Origin of the sequence: Flavobacterium sp. (assembly GCF_039595935.1) — a bacterium.
Classification (GTDB): Bacteria; Bacteroidota; Bacteroidia; order Flavobacteriales; family Flavobacteriaceae; genus Flavobacterium.
In genome coordinates, this window is sequence record NZ_JBCNKR010000004.1 from 1,434,275 (window position 1) to 1,452,970 (window position 18,696).

An 18,696-nucleotide genomic window follows, 5' to 3' on the forward strand; every position below is an offset into this window, starting at 1 on the left:
TCTGTGGCTAAAAAAAATAATTCGTGTAATTAGTGGCAGCCATTCCCATTTTAATAAAATTCTGCGCATCAAAATGTGAAATTGTTCAAAAAAGTGAGCAATAGATTATAATAGGCATTTTCTATGTTGTAAATTTGCATGCATTTTATTTCAACTGAAAATTTGAAATGCACTTTTTATTCAAAAATTGAATTTGTGGCGATACAAACAAACTATAAAACTGCTTTACAAAACAAAATCTTCGATATCATTTCGAAAGCTTCTCAGGAATTAAAAGTTGACTCTTATGTGATAGGAGGATTTGTTCGTGATTTGCTTTTAAACCGAGGTTCTAAAAAAGATATTGATGTAGTAGCTGTTGGGAGCGGCATCGAATTGGCTCTTAAAGTTTCAGATTTACTTCCGAATAAACCAAAAGTTCAGGTTTTTAAAACTTACGGAACAGCAATGCTTCGTTTTGAAGATACGGATATCGAGTTTGTTGGTGCCCGAAAAGAATCATACACACGTGACAGCCGAAATCCGATTGTAGAAAACGGAACTTTACAAGACGATCAAAACCGACGCGATTTTACAATTAATGCGCTGGCTTTATCATTAAACGAAAACAATTTTGGCGATCTTTTAGATCCTTTTGATGGATTAACCGATTTAGAAAACAAAACGATCAAAACGCCTTTGGATCCAGATATTACGTATTCTGATGATCCATTGCGAATGCTGCGTGCGATTCGTTTTGCTACGCAGCTGAATTTCGAAATTGAAGAAAATTCTTTGAATGCTATTACCAAAAATGCCGATCGTATTAAAATTATTTCGGGCGAAAGAATTGTAGATGAATTAAACAAAATTCTTTCTACACCTAAACCATCAACGGGATTTTTACTTTTATACAAAACCGGACTTTTAGATTTAATTTTACCTGAATTAACGGCTTTAAATCAGGTTGAAGAAATTGAAGGTCATACACATAAAAACAATTTTTATCACACTTTAGAAGTTGTCGATAATATTTGTCCAAATACAGATGACGTTTGGTTACGCTGGGCGGCTTTATTGCACGATATCGGGAAAGCACCAACAAAACGTTTCACTAAAAAACAAGGCTGGACTTTTCACGGACATGAATTTTTAGGCGGAAAAATGGCAAAAAAAATCTTCGAACGTTTACATATGCCATTGAATCACAAAATGAAATTTGTGCAAAAAATGGTTATTATGAGTTCACGTCCGATTGTTTTGGCTCAGGATATTGTAACGGATAGTGCTGTTCGTCGTTTGGTGTTTGATGCTGGCGAAGATGTAGAAGATTTAATGACTTTATGTGAAGCCGATATCACAACTAAAAACCCAGCAAAATTCAAGAAATATCATAAAAATTTCGAACTCGTTCGCAAGAAGATCGTTGAAGTAGAAGAACGCGATCACGTTCGTAATTTCCAGCCGCCAATTACGGGTGAAGAAATTATGGAAATGTTTGATTTAAAACCTTCACGCGAAATCGGGATTTTGAAAGAAGCTGTTAAAGAAGCTATTTTAGAAGGCGATATTCCAAATGAATATCAGGCGGCTTATGATTTTGTGATTAAAAGAGCTGCGAAGTTAAACCTTACTCTTAAAAAATAATGGATATTGTAGGAGCTTTTTTTTTATTAATTTTTGTACTGGTTCTTACAGTATCAAACATTCTTTTTATAAAAAGTTTAAAAAAAAACAATATTACAATTTTCAAATATAAATTAATATTTTTTCTAATCTGTATTGTTTCTTTTTTCGCAGCAATACTCATCTATTATTTTTTCACTAAGTATATTTAATTAGCTTATTTAAAATACAAATGATTAATAGCACTTATAAAGCTAGGTTTATGGCAGTTTTATTAATTGGTATTATAAATAGCATAGGAAACTTTTTAATCTTAAAATTTTATTTAAACAAGATTTATCTAAAAGAAAATATAAAAACAAAAAACGAAATCCAATTAATCGGAAAAGAATGAAAAAAGAGAATAAATCAGTAATCATTTGGTTACTATCAGGTTGTGTTTTATTATTTTTAATGGTCGTTGTAGGCGGAATCACGCGTTTAACCAATTCAGGTTTATCTATGACCGACTGGCATTTGGTAACGGACACATTTCCACCTTTAACAGAAGCTAAATGGCAGGCTGCTTTTGACGAGTATAAAAAGTTTCCTGAATATCAAAAAATTAATATTCACAACGATTTTCAATTAGCCGATTATAAGTTCATTTATTTCTGGGAATGGTTTCACCGTTTCATCGGTCGTATTATTGGTTTGGTTTTCTTTGTTCCTTTTGTTTATTTCTTAATCAGAAAAAAATTAGATACACCAACTATTAAAAAATGTATCGTTCTTTTGGCAATGGGAGCTTTCCAAGGATTTTTGGGTTGGTTTATGGTTCGAAGCGGCTTAATTGACAATCCAGATGTGAGCCATTTTAGACTTTCTCTTCACCTGACTTTTGCTTTTATCACTTTTGCTTATACACTTTGGGTTGCGCTGGATTTGATTTATCCAGAAAGAAATATTAATAAAATTTTGCCGCTTCGTAAAATTGCACGTTACGCTTTAGCTGCTTTATTAATTCAAATTATTTATGGTGGTTTCGTTGCGGGATTAAACGCAGGATTAATTCACAATCACTGGCCTTTAATGAGCGACGGAGAATTTATTCACGAATCGGTTTTTATCGAACAATCTAGTTTAATTAAGAATTTAATTGAAGGAAAAAGTGGTGTTCAGTTTGTACACAGAACTTTTGCTTATGTTGTCGTGGCTGCTATTCTTTTTCTTTTCTTTAAAAGTAAAAAATATACGCTTACGAATACGCAGGCAAACGGAATCAATACTTTAGTAGTTTTTGTATTCATTCAATTTCTTTTGGGTGTATTTACTTTATTATACAGCGTTCCATTGGCTTTAGGATTAATTCACCAGATTATGGCATTTTTCCTTTTGAGTGCTATGACGTATACTTTGCATCGATTAAGCAAATAAATCGAAATATATTATAACATAAAAAAGCTGTCCCAAAAAGACAGCTTTTTTGTAAGCTTCAGAGAAGCGAAATATTTATAGTAAAGAATAAATGTTTTCAACATAAAACTCCGGAGGAGCGACATATTTTTTCTATATTCTTAATATATGTCGCTCCTCCGGAGCTTTTTTTATTTGCTTATTGTAATTCTATAAATATATCACCCCGCTGGGGCTATTATCGATAAAATGATTTTTTTTCATTTGGATTTTATCCCAGCCACGATTTAAAATCCTGAACCTTTTCCCGGCTTACAATTACTTCATCATCTTTATAACTTGGTAAAATCACTTTTAATCGCGAATTGGTATAAACCTGAATTTCTTTAATTGCTTTTAGCGGAACAATGAATTTTCTGCTTATGCGAAAGAAATCCTTTTTATCTAATTCCTGTTCCAGAATTTCTAAAGTTGAATCGATCAAATAATCGCGATTATCATAGGTATGAATATAGGTTCCTTTGTTTTCACTAAAAAAACATTCGATTTCCTCGGTAGTAATAACTTTTAAATGCTGACCTATTTTAACTGTAAATCTCTTTTTATAAGTTTTCTCAAAAGGATTAGACAGCATTTGTCGAATTTGTTCAAAATCTAATTGCATATTTGAACTTTCGACCGTGTTTTTCGGAAGTCGGGATTTGAATTTAGAAACCGCCGTTTCCAGATCATCTTCATCAATTGGTTTTAAAAGATAATCGATACTATTTAATTTAAAAGCTTTTAACGCATATTCGTCATAAGCTGTTGTAAAAATGATAGCACTTTTAATGTCTATTTTTTCAAAAATTTCAAACGATAAACCATCTGACAATTGAATATCCAGAAAAATTAAATCCGGATGCTGATTGTTGCTAAACCATTCTACCGATTCTTCAACTGAATGAAGCATCGTTTCTACTGTAACATCTAATTTCTCAAGCTTTCTTTGCAGCAGTCTTGCAGCTGGTTTTTCGTCTTCTATAATTAATGTGATCATTTATTATAATGTAAAATTTAGAAAAAATAGTATTTCAAAGTTACTCCCATTTCTTTGCATTAGCGGCTTCTTTCTCCATATATTTTTGGATTTTTTTCTGCTCCCAGTCGGCACTGAAGAAAAAATCACGTCCGAAAACAGACATTGCATGCGCCAGTAAACCAATACCCCAGAAAAATGCTACAGAATAGGTATGCCAATCTGTTAAGCCGCTGGCGTGAATTCCTTCAGAAAAAATATCTTTATTTAAATTAGTAACAATTATAATCAAATTTACAATTACGTAAACTCTCAAATGCGAGTAAAATCCTTTTAGTCTTTTTACTTTTCTGTAAGCATTATTATAATTTTCATCTGTGCTGAATTCGTGTGCATAATCTTCATACATGCGTCTTCTAAAACGTCCCATAGTATTATCTTTTTAAAATTATTTCCATTTACTTTTATTCTCTTTTTCCTTTTCCATGAATTCTTTGATTTTTCTTTCTTCCCAGCCTTTTCCAAGAACCGGAAATACTTCAAAAACTTTCAATCCATGAAGGACTACTCCAACTCCCCACCACATTAATGGCCAGAAAAACCATAAATATTTTGGTGAAGTATACAGGTTTATAAAAATCAAAATTGCATTTACTAATACATAAGCAACCAGATTTCCGTAAAATCCTTTAATACTTTCTACTTTCTTTTTTGCCTGAAAGTATTTATCGTCTTCATTAAAATTCATTTCCATAATTACTCCCATTTTTGTGTTTTATTTTTCTTTTCTAAAAGACTTCTCAATTTACGTTCTTCCCATTCATGTCCAAAAATTCTGAAAGAGACAAACATATCTATAGCTGATCCTACATACACGGCCGACCAAATAATCATAACAACGTCATTTAAAAACTGAATCGGCATGAAATGCAGCGGCAGTTCTGTATATTCTTTTAAAAGGTAAAGTGCTAAAGCAATCAGGTACAGAAATGTATGTTTATAAAACGATTTTAACTTAACTACCTTTTTGCTGGCCAATTGCTGTAATTCGTATTCTTCAGGGTTATTATTAGAATTTGTTTCCATATTATTCCCAAGTTTTTTGATTTTTTTCTTTTTCCAGAATTTCTCTAATCTTTCTCTCTTCCCATTTTTTATTGAAAAAAGGTGGAAAGCTAAAAACCTTCAATCCATGTAAAACAATCGCTATTCCCCAGCCCATCAAACACCATATAAACCATAAATATCCTGGCGAAGTCATAATGTTTACCACAATTACGATAGGATTTACAAGAATGTAAACCGTTAAATGTTCGTAAAACTCTCTAATTTCTTTCACTCTTTTTTGAGCTTGATAATATCGTTCTCCCTCAAGATGATTTTTATCAGTCATTATTTCCAGGTTTTTTGATTATTCTCTTTTTCTAAAATTTCTCTAATTTTTCTTTCTTCCCAGTCAGAGCTGTAACCAAAAACCTTAAATGCATGCATGGCAACTCCAAATCCCCAGCCTAAAGCTGAAAACCAAAACCATTGAAATCCAGGTGAGAATTGTAAATTGATAAAAACCAAACACGGAATCACGCAACAATATGAAATTAAATTTCCATAAAATCCTTTCAACTCTTCTACTCTTTTTTTAGCTCTGTAATACGCTTTAGCTTCGTCGTTGTATTCTGTACTTATGTCCATAACAGTAATTTGTTTTGTTAAAATTGGAATCTTAACCGAGAAATTCTTTTCATCTTGTTCAATCAGCACCTTTCTGTCGGTTATAATTCCGTAACGATTTACAATATTCTGCAATCCAACGCCTTGCCTGTCCTGCAGAACTTCTTTTTTCTGAAGATCATTTTGTATAACCAAATAATCTTTATCAATAAAAATTCTAATATGTAATGGTTTCTGTTCGCTTACCACATTGTGTTTTACTGTGTTTTCGAGTAAAAGCTGTAAGGAAAGCGGAACCACTTTGGCATCCGGATTAATGTTTATGGCTGGCAGTTCGTAAAATAAACTATTCTCGAAACGCATTTTCAGCAGGTTCATATAGGTTTTTGCAAACGACAACTCATCTTCTACAGAAACCAGTTCTTTATCTTTTTGTTCCAGAACATATCTGTAAATTTTAGATAAAGAAGTTGTAAATCGCTGTGCATTATCCGGGTTTTCTTCAATTAAAGAACTTAGAACGTTTAAGCTGTTAAAAAGAAAATGCGGGTCGATTTGATTTTTTAAACTTTCGAACTTGGCATTTGCCGTTCCCGCAATAATCTTTTGCTGTATAACTTTGTTTTCCTGATATATTTTAAAAAAATGCAGTGCATGAAAAATAAGCAGGATGATAAAAGTAATGACTGAATTTTCTATGTAAGTCGAAGCTTCTTCATTGGCCAAAAAACTTAATATTGGTCGTTTTTCGATTACCACATTGGTAAAAATCCTCAATAGAAAAACGACAAAAAGCGAAATAAAAAAAGAACTTATAAATCCGATAAAGATTCTTTTATTAGAAAATCTGTTATCCTTAAAAACCTTATCTAAGTATGTAAAAATAGACGCATTAACAATATATAAAACAACGCTGTAAAGCATGCAGTACAAGAAAAATATGTACAGACTTTTATTGAAAATTGCTGTTCCAAATGAAACAAAACGAATTAGAAAGGAAAACAGGAAAACGATTCCGCCTATTAAAAACGCTTTAAGTAGATTTGGTTTTAAAGTCATTACTCTTTTAAATTAAATTATTTACAAGTTTTTTGAACTTCTAAAGCTCTGTCTAAGCCCCATTTTGGAGAAAAAGGAGTTTCTGGTTTAAAAGTAGCAAAAAGTTCGATAGCTTTATCAACCTGCGCGCAAAGCGGTTTTGTGTCTACTCCAGTCCATTTTGCTCCGCCAATCTGGTAATCAGCTTCTCCAAAAACAATTCTTGGGTTGTTTGGGTCGATCGCTTTTCCTTTTGCGTAAGCTTCCATTACTTTAGCAGAATATTTCATTCCGTTTGTCATTGGGTCAGCCACAACATATCCAGTATAAATTAAAGCTTGCAAAGCATAAAGTTCAGCATTGTTTTGATCTTTAATAAGTTCTATATCTAATGCATCCTGAGCTTTAGTTAAAAGAGCATCAATTTTTGTTTTGTCTTTTTCTGCAAAAACAGCCGTTGCATTTACCATAGCCACGTAATAATTAGGAAGCCAGCTTGTTTTATCTGCCGAAGCAATTCTTTCAAAAAGTGCCGAAGCTTCTGCAGTTTTACCTTCTTTCCAAAGTCCGAAAGCCTTTGTCATTCCTTGTTCAAATTGTGTTTGAGCTGAACTTATTACTACTACAAATAATGCGATTAAAGTGATGATTTTTTTCATTTTATAAGTTATTTAAATGGTTATTTTGATTTGTTTGTTAGTTATTATTTATAATATAATTTCAATTTTAGAATCTTTTGCTATAACAAATTTAGCATCTTTATAAGAAGGCGGCCCCATAAATCCTTTTGCATTGTTTGAAGCGGCATAATCTTCAGAAGGAATTCCCATTGCGTTTTTATCAAGCTTTCCGTTATTGTTTTCATCATGATAAGTTGAAATTGCATATTCTCCTGCCGGAAGATTATCAAAAGTTACAACTGCTTCGTTGTTTTTAATTTCAGAAGAAAGACTTTTGTACGTCGTTTTAAGAAAAGTACCGTCTGAGTTGTACAAACCTACTTTTACAATTCCTGTATTGTTTTTTACACCCGAAACGGATACAGTCAATTTTACATTTTGAGCAGACATTAAGCTGCAAATAAATAACGTGATTATGGTAATAATTTTGGTCATGGGTTCTTTTTTTTTAAGGTTCTAAGTTGCTAAGATTCTGAGATTCTAAGTTTTTTTGTTGATGATTAAAACTCTTTTTTTTAGGTTCAGAGTGGCAAAGGGACAAAGGTTAGATTTTATGATTATTGACATTGTAAAAAACTTTGAACCTTTGTCACTTTGTTACTTTATTTCTTTGTTCCTTTTAATTTACTCTTCAAAAGTATATCAGATTTTACTCTCTTAAAATTAAATGATACTGAGTTGTTGATTTTTGATGATGAATTGTTTCTTTTTAAGGTGCAAAGGTTCAAAGAGACAGAGTGACAAAGGTTTTTCTTTTAGGTTCAAAGAGGAAAAGGTTCAGAGATACTGAGGTTTTTATCCTAAAAAACTTAAAAATTTACTATTTCAAAAAACCTCTGAACCTTTGTCACTTTGTCACTTTGATCCTAAAAACTAAAGATTTTTCAACTGATTTTCGCTCTTATTCTGGCTGATTGTCCAGAAGAAACCTACGAAGAAAAATCTATCGGCAGTTGGTGTGATCGCCTGTCTTTGATACACTCCACTCGGATCTGGTAATTTTGCGTAATCATATCCGAATATATTCTGAGTTCCTAAAATGTTTGAAACTGAGAAATACAAGATTTTTTGTGTTGTCAATAAATACGCCCAGTTGAAACTCAAACTATTATATGATTTAGTTTTTCCGTTCATGAACTGCGTTTGGTTTGGATCATTGTACGGACGACCTGAACTGTAACTATTTGTAAATCCGATTTGTGATTTCCAATCGGTAATAAAATATTTCGTTACTACAGATAAAGTATGATTGGCAATAAAACTTGGCGTTGCCATTGTTGGGAAATTCTTGTATTGTCTTTCAGAATCGATATAAGAATATGAAATCCAGTATTCTAAGTTTTTATACAAATTGCTGTCTCTCCAAAATAAATCCAATCCTTTTGCATACCCTTTTCCGTTATTATTGAAAACTGAATTATACTGAATATCTCTTGTATCATACTGCACTAAATTGCTGTAATCTTTATAATAAGCTTCGGCTCTAAAAGTCTGTCCCGGTTGAGTAAACTGATAATTTAAGATATAATGCTGTGCTTTTTCACTTTCAAACTGATGGTATTTTGAATATTTAATATAATCAACAACAGGAGTTTGAGAAAAATCTCCGTAAGCAAATGAAAACTGGCTGCTTTTTGAAACTTTATAAGCTAATGAAGCTCTTGGTGCAATATTATTTTCGTTTAATAAACTGTTGTTTGAATATCTTAAACCAACTTTCATTGCCAGTTTTTTAGAGAATAAAATATCTCCTTCCATGTACGCTGCAAAAATGTTAGAATCGTATCCGTTATCTACATTAATTGAAATGTTATCATTAAAGTTTTCATTGTATTTAGTGATGAAATAATCTGTACCAAAAGACAATTTGAAATAGTTTGAAAATTTCTTTCCTAATTTTAATTTCAACTGCGCTGCATTTTCATCAGCATTAATATCGTTAATGTCGTATTTTGTTTTGTTTTTGCTGTAACCGTAGCTAATTCCGGTTGTTAACTGCCATCCCGTTCCAAAAGTTCCTTTATAAGATGAATTCAAATAAAAGTTATTATTGTTCAAATCAGTTCTTACCGGATTTTCGAAATTGATGTTTTTCTGATTCAAATCGAATTTTTCAGAATCAAAGGCAGCGTATAATTTGAAAATTCCGTTTGTAAAATTATATCGGTAAACTGTTTCACCTCCAAGTGATTGATACGGATTATTCCAGTCTACGTTTTGTGGAATCACTGCCTGATAAGGTGCTAAATTAATGTAAGCCATATTAACGCTTAATGAACTTTTTGTCCATTTTTGAGTGTTTCCTAAACTCAAACCAACTGTCATTAAACCAATATCTGTTTTATTGTGATCCGGTTCATCCTGTGTATTCAAAAGTAAAACACTTGATAGAGCCTCTCCATATTCTGCAGAGTAACCTCCAGTAGAAAATGCAATTCCGCTAAATAAGAAAGGAGAAAAACGGCTTCTTGTTGGTAAATTATTTGTCGTTGCTCCGTACGGCTGTGCCACGCGAATTCCGTCTACAAAAGTCTGAGTTTCGCTGGCTTCTCCTCCACGTACAAACAAACGTCCGTCCTCGCCCACGCTTTGTGTTCCAGGCAAAGTCTGTAAAGCGGCAATAATATTTCCCGCAGAACCCGCTGTTGTTACAATATCTAAAGGTTTTAAAACCGAAACTCTCGCCTTGTCTCCAGATTCTAAAGTTCCTGCTGTAATGACAACGGCATCAAGAGCATTTACATTTTCTCTCAATTTTACCGTTTGATCTTTAAAATTGGTAACATCTATTTCTTTTTTGAAAGTTTCGAAAAGCAAAAAGCTCACTACGATAAACTGATTTCCTGTTGAAGAAGTTTCAAAAGAAAAATCTCCGGTTTCAGAGCTTGTTGCTCCGTCGTAAGTTCCGTCTATATAAATATTGGCTCCGGCAACAGGTTTTCCTTTTTGATCCAAAACTTTTCCTGAAATAATATTTTGAGCAAAAGTAAAAGTGCTTAGTAATAATAAAATAAAAGTAATTCTGGTTTTCATATTGTTGGTTTTTGATGAAGCAAATGTATTTTAACATTTCCTGTTAAAAAATATATAATAACCGAATTGTAGAATTTTAAGGATGAGTTGTAAAATACTAATTTGTATCTTAGCTAGAAATTGAAAAACATCGTTAATCATGTCAGAAAGTAAAAGAGTTTCGAATTTGTATCAATCCATTTATAATGGAAATCCGTGGCTTGAAGTTACCTTAGCAGATACTTTAAGAGACGTAACTGCGGCTCAGGCTTATAAAAAAATCAATCCTAATTTAAACACGATTTGGGAAATTGTCAACCACCTCATACAATGGAGAAGAAACATATTAAAACGTGTTCAGGGAGAAATAATCACAACTCCCGATCATAATTATTTTGTACCCATTTTAGATTCATCTGAACCAGCCTGGGAACAATCACTGCAAAGTCTGGCAAAATCTCAGGAATTATGGAATGAGTGTTTGAGTAATTTTAATGATGAGGATTTCGAAAAAATAGATCAAAATAACAATCATAATTTTTATGAAGATATTCACGGAATTATTCAGCATGATGTTTATCATATGGGACAAATTGTTATTTTGAAAAAACTTCTTTAAAAATATTGTGATGAAAAAATCCTTCTTTTTATTAGCTTTTTTATTGATTAATGTAATCGGTTTTTCTCAGGAAACTGAAGTCAAATTCGACGAAAATCTGGCAAAATCTTTAAATGCCGATGAATATGGAATGAAAAAATATGTTTTCTGTCTTTTGAAATCGGGAACCAATACAACCGCTTCAAAAGAAGAAACTAAAAAATTTTTTGAAGGCCACATGGCAAACATCAATAAATTAGCAAAAGAAGGAAAACTGGTTGTTGCCGGACCTTTTATGAAAAACGACAGAAACTATCGCGGCATTTATGTTTTTAATGTTGAAACTGTTGAAGAAGCTAAAAAACTTGTAGAAACAGATCCTGCCATAAAAGCCAATTTACTCGAAGCCGAATTAACGCCTTGGTACTGTACCGCAGCTTTGCAGGAAACTGTAAAAATACACGATAAGATTGCCAAGACGAAAATGTAAAAAATGAAAACAGAAAAAGAAAAAATGATTTCGGGCGAATACTATAACGCTTTTGATCCGGAATTAGTAAAAGGCCGTCGAACTGCAAAAAATCTTCTGCATAGTTTAAATGTAAAAGAATATAGAGTTACCAAAAAAGCAAAAGAAATTTTAAAAGAACTGATTCCCAATGCAGGAGCTGGCTTTTATATCGAACCGCCTTTTCATTGTGATTACGGCTATAATATTTTCTGCGGAGAAAACGTTTATTTTAATGTGAATTGCGTTGTTCTGGATTGCGCTCCGGTGAATATTGGCTCTAATGTATTTATTGCGCCAAATGTTCAAATTTATACAGCATCACATCCGCTTGACGCTGAATTACGAAAAACACTGGAAAATGCTTATCCCGTAACAATTGGAGACGATTGCTGGATTGGCGGAAATTCTGTTATATGTCCTGGCGTTACAATTGGAAAAGGCTGCGTTATTGGCGCGGGATCTGTTGTTACAAAAGATATTCCTGATAATTCATTGGCAGTAGGAAATCCGGCAAAAGTAATCCGAAAATTAAATCAAGAATCTGAATCAAAATAAAAATGCTTACCTTAAATAAAGTTCACCATATTGCCATTTTATGCTCTGATTATCAAAAATCTAAAACTTTTTATACCGAAATTTTAGGTTTAACAATTATTCGTGAAATCTATAGAGAAGAACGTCAGTCTTATAAACTAGATTTGGCTTTAAATGGAATTTATGTGGTTGAATTATTCTCTTTTCCAGATCCGCCAAAAAGACCTTCACGACCGGAAGCCGTTGGATTGCGTCATTTGGCATTTGAAGTAATTAATTTAAATGAAACTGTTGCTTTTTTAACTTCAAAAAATATAGAATCTGAACCTATAAGAATTGACGAAACAACTGAAAAGCGTTTTACATTTATTTCTGATCCTGATTTACTGCCGATTGAGTTTTATGAGAGATAAGTTTTATTTAGGGACAAAGTGACAAAGACACAAAGTTGCAAAGGTTTCTTATTTTATGTCATTTGAAGAAGGATCGCGCCTTAGTTTTTTTTATATATAAAAGAATATTTCAATTGCGTCCAGCTTTAGCTGGATGATTTAAAAAGTCAAGTTTGAAAGGCTTTAGCCAAACATGCATTAGTTCGGCTAAAGCCTTTTGCTATTCAAATTTTATCCTCCAGCTAAAGCTGAAGGCAATTCATTTTCTATATTAATTTTAAAATAAAAAAAACTTTGAACCTTCGTTCCTTTGAACCTATACCCCTAAATAACCGATATTCCGCAAAAAACACGCTGAAATAATTTTCTTGTTTTTATCAGTTTTAACACATTAAAATAAGTATTTCTTATAAAAACCCAATTTTGATTCTTAATTTTGTAATCCGCATAAAAAAGCGATTCAAAATTACTTCTGATGAATAAAACGGCGCAAATCAAAAAAAATCATCAATTTATTAAATTCCGAAAATTAGTTATTGTTTCTATTTTAATTGGCTTTCTTTCTGCTTTCCTCGGAATTTCACTCAAAAAAATAACCGAATATTACGAAGAAATCTTCTTTCATGAAGTTTCGGTAAACCCTATATATTATATCATTTTTCCAGTTTTTGGATTATCTGTAATTTATTTTCTTAGACAATATCTTTTTAAGAAAAAAGAAAACAAAGGAATCAAAGAAGTTTTTGAAAGTACCAAAACCTCAAAAAATCTTCCTTCATATAAAATTCCATCACACTTTATAAACGGATTACTTACTGTTGTTTTTGGAGGTTCAACCGGAATCGAAGTTTCTACCGTAGTTGCAACGGCTACAATTGGTTCTGTTGCTCATGAAAAAGAAAATGTTTTCCGTCAATACAAAACCGAATTAATCTGCGCAGGTGTTGCAGCCGGAGTTACAGCGCTTTTCAGCAGTCCGATTGCGGGAATTTTATTCGCCCTTGAAGTTATTTCGAGAAAAGTCACAAGGGCTTTTGTTATTTCTAATATTATTGCGGTTTCCATTGCTTTTGGTTTATTAACTATTTTAAAAGAAGAACCTTTATTTGCCGTTTCTATCACGACATGGCATCTTAAAGCAATTCCGTATTTTATTCTTTTGGGAATTTTAGCCGGAATGAATTCGGTTTACTTAACCAAATGTGTTTTATTTTTCAAATCTCAATTCGGAAAAATCGATACACATTATTATAAAATCATTATCGGTTCTGCAGTTTTGAGTATTTCATTATTCTTTTTCCCTCAATTATATGGCGAAGGTTATCATGCCATAAAAGGGATTTTTGAAAATGCTGGAGAAATTCCATTAACGATAACTTTAGCTCTAACCTTTATTGGAATCTTAATTCTAAAACCAATTGTAACCTCCATAACATTAGCTTCTGGCGGCGACGGCGGTGTTTTTGCTCCTAGTCTTTTTATTGGTGCTTTCTTAGGATTATTATTGGCATCGGTTTTAAACAGTTTTTTCCATGTAAATGTAATTCCGGTTAACTTTATGATTATCGGAATGGCAGCGGTTTTAAGCGCCAGCATTCACGCTCCATTTACAGCGATCTTTTTAGTATGCGGATTAACAAATGATTACACTTTATTTTTGCCAATTTTGGTTGTTTGTCTGATTTCAAAATACACGGCCAAAACAATTTATCCATATACCGTATATAGTTACGCCCCAAGCTTGACGAAATAAATTATTTAGCCACAGATTTCACAGATTAAAATGATTAAAATCTGTGGGAATCTTTGAAATCTGTGGCAAAAAAATACCACAAATTATATTATTATGCCAACGCCTAAAATAAAAAGAAGCTATCGCAAAACACGTTATATTCTTTATAAAGAAACTTTAATCGATTATAAAGAGCACTTTTGGTCATTTTTAGGATCATTTGTCGGAATTGGTTTTTTAGCTTATATCCAATCTATTCAGTTTTCTGGAAGCGACGCTGTATATTTAATTGGTTCTTTTGGAGCTTCCAGCGTTCTGGTTTACGGAATTATTCAGAGTCCATTTTCTCAGCCTAGAAATCTGGTTGGCGGACACGTGATTTCTGCCATAGTTGGTGTTACGGTTCATAAACTTGTTCCGGATATTATGTACATCGCGGCGCCATTGGCCGTGTCTATTGCCATTATTTTAATGCAGATTACCAAAACACTTCATCCACCGGGAGGTGCAACCGCTCTAATTGCCGTTATTGGAACTGAAAAAGTAAAAGCTCTTGGTTATATGTACGTACTTTCGCCAGTATTAACTGGAGTTTTGATTCTGCTTTTTACGGCTTTAATTTTTAATAATTTGACTTCCAGCAGAAGTTATCCGAGCCACAGTACTTACCACAAACATTATCATAAAATTAGAAAAAGATTGACTGGCAAATAAATCTTATTTCTATAATTTGTCACCCTGAGCGAAGTCGAAGGGCTTTCCAATTGTTGCGGGGCTTCGACTCCGCTCAGCCTGACAATCCACATCAATTAATAAGAAAATCGAAAAAATCTTTTCAACAAATCGTACTTCACAATTCGTATTTCGTTTTTTATATTTTACCTTTGACCTCTCAATAAAAACAAAGATTATGGTTTATAAATTTAGAGTAATTCTAGACGCTGAAGAAGATATTTTCAGAGACATTGCAATTCTTGAAGACGATACGCTTGAAGATTTACACAATGCGATCTTCAACGCTTTTGGTTTTGACGGATCTGAAGTGGCTTCATTTTATACTTGTGATGACACCTGGAATCAGGAAGATGAAATTCCGCTTTTTGATACCGGAGATGTTCCTGGCGAAATCAGAACCATGAACGATTATCCGTTATCTAGTATTTTAGATAACCAAAATACTAAAATCATTTACGTTTACGATTTTATCAGCATGTGGACTTTCTTAGTTGAATTGGCTGCTATTGAAGAGGAATCTGTTGGCGCAACGTATCCTGAAACTTTATTTTCTCACGGAGAAATGCCGGCAGACGCTATAGAAAAAAACTTCGAAGCTGATGACATGCATGATGATATTTACGGAGAATTTGAAGATGACTTAGACGAAGATGATCTTGATATGTTCGAAGGCGACGACAGCTTCGAAGATTATGGATTTGAAGAGAATTGGAATTAGTTTTTTGAGGTTCTAAGGTACTGAGATGCTAAGGCACTAAAGTTTTTATTTTGAAAGATTTTTCTTATTTTTAATTCAAATATAAAAATAAGAAATGAGCAATTTTAGAACTTTATTAGTTTGGCAGAAATCAATGGCCTTGATTACCAAAATTTATTCCTTAACAAACAAATTTCCCAAAGAAGAAGTCTTCGGATTAACTTCACAAATTAGACGTAGCTCGATTTCTATTCCCAGCAATATTGCAGAAGGATATGGAAGAGAAAGTGATAAAGAACTTTTACGCTTTTTAAGTATTTCTATCGGTTCTCTATTTGAAATGCAGACGCAATTAGAGATCGCAAAAAATATATCTTATTTAAAAGAAGACGATTTTAACAAACTATACGAGGATAGTCGAGAGGTGGAAAGAATGTTAGTTTCTTTTATAAAAAAAATAAAAGATAGAAACTAAACCTTAGTACCTTAGCAACTTAGAACCTCAGCACCTTAAAAATGATAAACTTATTCAATACCCACATCGAATCACTTTCGATACACCGCGTAGGAAACAAAAGCCGTAACGAAGCGATTTTTTTATCAGAGCAGCCGTTTAATCTTAACGATGAGATTGTTCCTTTGATTAAAGAATTCTTTTTTAAGCCCTTTAGAGAAAAAGAAGAAAACTATTATCAGTTTGCACACGAAGTAGACTTGGACTACAACGACATGTTTAAATACGCAACTGAGATCTTTGCAAATCCTACAAGTGTTCATGAGGTTTCTAAAAATATTACAAAGCATTTATTTGAGCAGTCAAATCATCCGCATATTAAAAACGGAGAGGTATATGTTACCTATTTGACTAACTTAAGTATTGATAATAATGTAGTAGACGCAATCGGGATTTTTAAAAGCGAATTGCAGTCTGACTTTTTACAGTTTGAAGAAAAAGAAAGCAATCTTGAAATGATTCTACAGCAAGGAATCAACCTTAGTAAATTAGATAAAGGATGTTTGATTTTTAACTATAAAAAAGAAGAAGGCTACAAAATCCTGACTGTAGACAGCAACCGTTATGACGCGCGTTACTGGTTAGAGCACTTTTTATCTGTAGACGCTTTTGAAGATGAAAACTTCATCACTAAAAAATATTTAAAATTCTGCCAGAACTTTGCAAAAGACGTGGTTTTACCAGCAGAAGACAAAAAAGAGGAAGTAATGTTTATGAACCGATCTGTGAATTATTTCGCTAAAAATGATCAGTTTGAAGAACAGAATTTCCTAAATGAAGTATTAGATAATCCAGACTTGATTCCTGAATTCAAAAATTATAAAGTTGATAAAGGAGAAAAATACAGCATCGAAGATGTAACCTCATTCCCAATTGCTAATGCAGCAGTTTCTGACGCCAGAAAATCGATCAAAAACGTAATTAACCTGGATACTCACATTCAGATTAAAATGGATTTTATCAATCCGGAAAGTGCAGAAAAATTTGTTGAAAAAGGCTGGGATGAAGAAAAACAAATGTATTACTACTTAGTTTACTTCAATAAAGAAGAAAAAAGCTAAGAAGTTTTCATTTTCTATTACTTACTTAAAACAAAAAATGGCAGTTACAAAATGTAATTGCCATTTTTTATTGAGAAAAATTCGATTTTACAAAACAGAAAATACCGCTTTTACAATATCATCGTAAACTTGTTTGTTTCTTTCTCCTGTACGAGCTAAAACTCTGATTCCTGAATAATTATTAAAAATAAATCGAGCCAAAACTTTTGCTTCCAGTTTTTTTGAAATATGTCCTGCCTCCTGCCCTTTTTTTACTGCATTGGTAAAGACTTCTTCCATAAGCTGACTGTTCATTGTTACAATTTTGGCAATTTCTTCATCGTGCATAGCCAATTCTACAGAAGAATTCACCATAAAACAGCCTTTTGTAATTCGGTCTTCAAGACTTTCTACGATGGCCAATTTAAAAATAACTGAAAGTGTTTCTTTTATATTCACAGAAGCTTCCAGAATTTCTTTAATCTTGACATAATTCTCTTCATGATATTTTTTTAAAGCTTTCGCAAACAATTTTTGCTTATCGCCAAAAGTATCATATAAACTCGAACGACTTAAACCTAAGTGTGTTACCAAATCCTGGGCCGATGTTCCGTTATAGCCTTTGTGCCAAAAAATTTCAATAGCTTTATCTAAAGCCTTATCCTCATTAAATTCTTTCGTTCTAGCCATGACTTTCAATTAAAATTCTATACAAAGATATAAATAAAACGGAACAATCGTTCCTGAATTAGTCAAAAAAATTATACTACAGCGTTTACAGTAAGTCCACCGTCAACCACAATTTCAGTTCCTGTAATAAATGATGAATCATCAGAAGCTAAAAAGCCAACAGTTTTTGCAATTTCTTCAGATTGAGCAAAACGTTTCAACAGGATTTTTTCGCCAAGAACAGCACCAAAACCTTCTACTTCTTCTTTTTGAAGACCTAATTTTCCATACAACGGAGTTTCAACCGGACCAGGAGAAACCGCATTTACTCTGATTTTTCTAGGAGCTAATTCTACTGCAAATACTTTATTGAAAGATAAAACTGCTGCTTTACTTGCTGCATAAACACTTGAATTTGGCATCCCTAACTGAGCATTTACAGAAGTATTAAAAATAATAGAAGCTCCGTCGTTTAAAATTGGTAATAATTTTTGAACTGTAAAATAAACTCCTTTTGTATTCACATTCATAATAGTATCATAATGTTCTTCCGGAGCTAATTCAACGGGAGCAAAAGATGCAACACCAGCATTTAAAAATACGATATCAATTTTTCCAAATTTTGCTTTTACTTCTTCAACTAAATTATCAATTGATTTTAAATCAGATTGATCAGCAGCGATTCCTGTAACGTTTAGTTCATTTTCGGCTTTTACTAAAGCTTCTTTATTTCTTCCTGTTACAATTACTTTTGCACCTTTTGATACTAATTCAGCTGCTGCTGCGTATCCAATTCCGCTATTTCCACCTGTTACTATAGCTACTTTGTTTTCTAAATTTTTCATTTTGTTTGTT

22 protein-coding genes are annotated in these 18,696 nt (G+C 32.6%); 11 read left to right on the forward strand and 11 right to left on the reverse strand.

Annotated elements, in window-relative coordinates; translation table 11 throughout:
- Positions 1-138 precede the first annotated feature (138 nt).
- Together ABDW27_RS06230 and ABDW27_RS06235 are read left to right on the forward strand one after the other, a co-directional pair.
- Entirely contained in the window at positions 139-1,626 is a 1,488-nt protein-coding gene (locus ABDW27_RS06230) for an HD domain-containing protein (RefSeq protein ID WP_343695088.1), read from the forward strand.
- A gap of 369 nt (positions 1,627-1,995) precedes the next feature.
- Positions 1,996-3,021 carry a COX15/CtaA family protein gene (locus ABDW27_RS06235; RefSeq protein ID WP_343695089.1) on the forward strand — a complete coding sequence of 342 codons (1,026 nt, stop codon included), beginning with the start codon at positions 1,996-1,998 and terminating at the stop codon, positions 3,019-3,021.
- A 250-nt stretch (positions 3,022-3,271) separates the two neighbouring features.
- On the opposite strand, the gene ABDW27_RS06240 is transcribed toward ABDW27_RS06235, so the two are convergent.
- The 9 genes from ABDW27_RS06240 to ABDW27_RS06280 form a co-directional block, all read right to left on the reverse strand.
- On the reverse strand, positions 3,272-4,039 hold the full coding sequence (locus ABDW27_RS06240; protein WP_343695090.1) for a LytTR family DNA-binding domain-containing protein: 768 nt from the start codon (positions 4,037-4,039) through the stop codon (positions 3,272-3,274).
- Positions 4,040-4,079: 40 nt separating this feature from the next.
- A complete protein-coding gene (locus ABDW27_RS06245) occupies positions 4,080-4,448 on the reverse strand; it encodes a 2TM domain-containing protein (RefSeq protein ID WP_343695091.1) in 369 nt (122 codons plus the stop codon).
- Positions 4,449-4,466: 18 nt separating this feature from the next.
- Positions 4,467-4,784: a 2TM domain-containing protein gene (locus ABDW27_RS06250; RefSeq protein WP_343695092.1), complete on the reverse strand. Its 318-nt coding sequence runs from the start codon at positions 4,782-4,784 to the stop codon at positions 4,467-4,469.
- Positions 4,775-5,104, reverse strand: a complete 330-nt coding sequence (locus ABDW27_RS06255; RefSeq protein ID WP_343695093.1) for a 2TM domain-containing protein — start codon at positions 5,102-5,104, stop codon at positions 4,775-4,777. The genes ABDW27_RS06250 and ABDW27_RS06255 overlap by 10 nt, the downstream gene beginning before the upstream one ends.
- 1 nt (position 5,105) lies before the next feature.
- Positions 5,106-5,411 (reverse strand): 2TM domain-containing protein, encoded by a 306-nt coding sequence (locus tag ABDW27_RS06260; protein WP_343695094.1) that lies wholly within the window; start codon positions 5,409-5,411, stop codon positions 5,106-5,108.
- The gene (locus tag ABDW27_RS06265) at positions 5,411-6,748 is read right to left on the reverse strand and encodes a 2TM domain-containing protein (protein ID WP_343695095.1); all 1,338 of its coding nucleotides are present in this window, start codon (positions 6,746-6,748) and stop codon (positions 5,411-5,413) included. The genes ABDW27_RS06260 and ABDW27_RS06265 overlap by 1 nt, the downstream gene beginning before the upstream one ends.
- 17 nt (positions 6,749-6,765) lie before the next feature.
- Complete coding sequence (locus tag ABDW27_RS06270) at positions 6,766-7,386, reverse strand: hypothetical protein (RefSeq protein ID WP_343695096.1); 621 nt, start codon at positions 7,384-7,386, stop codon at positions 6,766-6,768.
- Positions 7,387-7,434: 48 nt separating this feature from the next.
- On the reverse strand, positions 7,435-7,842 hold the full coding sequence (locus ABDW27_RS06275) for a DUF2141 domain-containing protein (protein WP_343695097.1): 408 nt from the start codon (positions 7,840-7,842) through the stop codon (positions 7,435-7,437).
- Between the two features lie 438 nt (positions 7,843-8,280).
- Positions 8,281-10,440: a TonB-dependent receptor gene (locus ABDW27_RS06280; RefSeq protein WP_343695098.1), complete on the reverse strand. Its 2,160-nt coding sequence runs from the start codon at positions 10,438-10,440 to the stop codon at positions 8,281-8,283.
- Positions 10,441-10,579: 139 nt separating this feature from the next.
- Here ABDW27_RS06280 and ABDW27_RS06285 point away from each other — a divergent pair, with 139 nt between their 5' ends.
- The 9 genes from ABDW27_RS06285 to ABDW27_RS06325 all read left to right on the forward strand — a co-directional run bounded on the left by ABDW27_RS06285 (position 10,580) and on the right by ABDW27_RS06325 (position 17,193).
- On the forward strand, positions 10,580-11,038 hold the full coding sequence (locus ABDW27_RS06285) for a DinB family protein (RefSeq protein WP_343695099.1): 459 nt from the start codon (positions 10,580-10,582) through the stop codon (positions 11,036-11,038).
- A gap of 10 nt (positions 11,039-11,048) precedes the next feature.
- Positions 11,049-11,507 (forward strand): YciI family protein, encoded by a 459-nt coding sequence (locus tag ABDW27_RS06290; protein ID WP_343695100.1) that lies wholly within the window; start codon positions 11,049-11,051, stop codon positions 11,505-11,507.
- A 3-nt stretch (positions 11,508-11,510) separates the two neighbouring features.
- Complete coding sequence (locus ABDW27_RS06295) at positions 11,511-12,083, forward strand: sugar O-acetyltransferase (protein WP_343695101.1); 573 nt, start codon at positions 11,511-11,513, stop codon at positions 12,081-12,083.
- A 2-nt stretch (positions 12,084-12,085) separates the two neighbouring features.
- Positions 12,086-12,475 carry a VOC family protein gene (locus tag ABDW27_RS06300; protein WP_073417133.1) on the forward strand — a complete coding sequence of 130 codons (390 nt, stop codon included), beginning with the start codon at positions 12,086-12,088 and terminating at the stop codon, positions 12,473-12,475.
- A gap of 454 nt (positions 12,476-12,929) precedes the next feature.
- Positions 12,930-14,207, forward strand: coding sequence for a chloride channel protein (locus ABDW27_RS06305; RefSeq protein ID WP_343695102.1), 1,278 nt, complete (start codon positions 12,930-12,932; stop codon positions 14,205-14,207).
- A gap of 93 nt (positions 14,208-14,300) precedes the next feature.
- Entirely contained in the window at positions 14,301-14,900 is a 600-nt protein-coding gene (locus ABDW27_RS06310; protein ID WP_343695103.1) for an HPP family protein, read from the forward strand.
- A 196-nt stretch (positions 14,901-15,096) separates the two neighbouring features.
- Positions 15,097-15,639, forward strand: a complete 543-nt coding sequence (locus tag ABDW27_RS06315) for a hypothetical protein (protein WP_343695104.1) — start codon at positions 15,097-15,099, stop codon at positions 15,637-15,639.
- A 94-nt stretch (positions 15,640-15,733) separates the two neighbouring features.
- A complete protein-coding gene (locus ABDW27_RS06320) occupies positions 15,734-16,093 on the forward strand; it encodes a four helix bundle protein (protein WP_343695105.1) in 360 nt (119 codons plus the stop codon).
- Positions 16,094-16,134: 41 nt separating this feature from the next.
- A complete protein-coding gene (locus ABDW27_RS06325) occupies positions 16,135-17,193 on the forward strand; it encodes a nucleoid-associated protein (RefSeq protein ID WP_343695106.1) in 1,059 nt (352 codons plus the stop codon).
- A gap of 87 nt (positions 17,194-17,280) precedes the next feature.
- On the opposite strand, the gene ABDW27_RS06330 is transcribed toward ABDW27_RS06325, so the two are convergent.
- Positions 17,281-17,862, reverse strand: a complete 582-nt coding sequence (locus tag ABDW27_RS06330) for a TetR/AcrR family transcriptional regulator (RefSeq protein WP_343695107.1) — start codon at positions 17,860-17,862, stop codon at positions 17,281-17,283.
- Between the two features lie 71 nt (positions 17,863-17,933).
- Positions 17,934-18,686, reverse strand: a complete 753-nt coding sequence (locus ABDW27_RS06335; RefSeq protein WP_343695108.1) for an SDR family oxidoreductase — start codon at positions 18,684-18,686, stop codon at positions 17,934-17,936.
- Between the last annotated feature and the right edge of the window lie 10 nt (positions 18,687-18,696).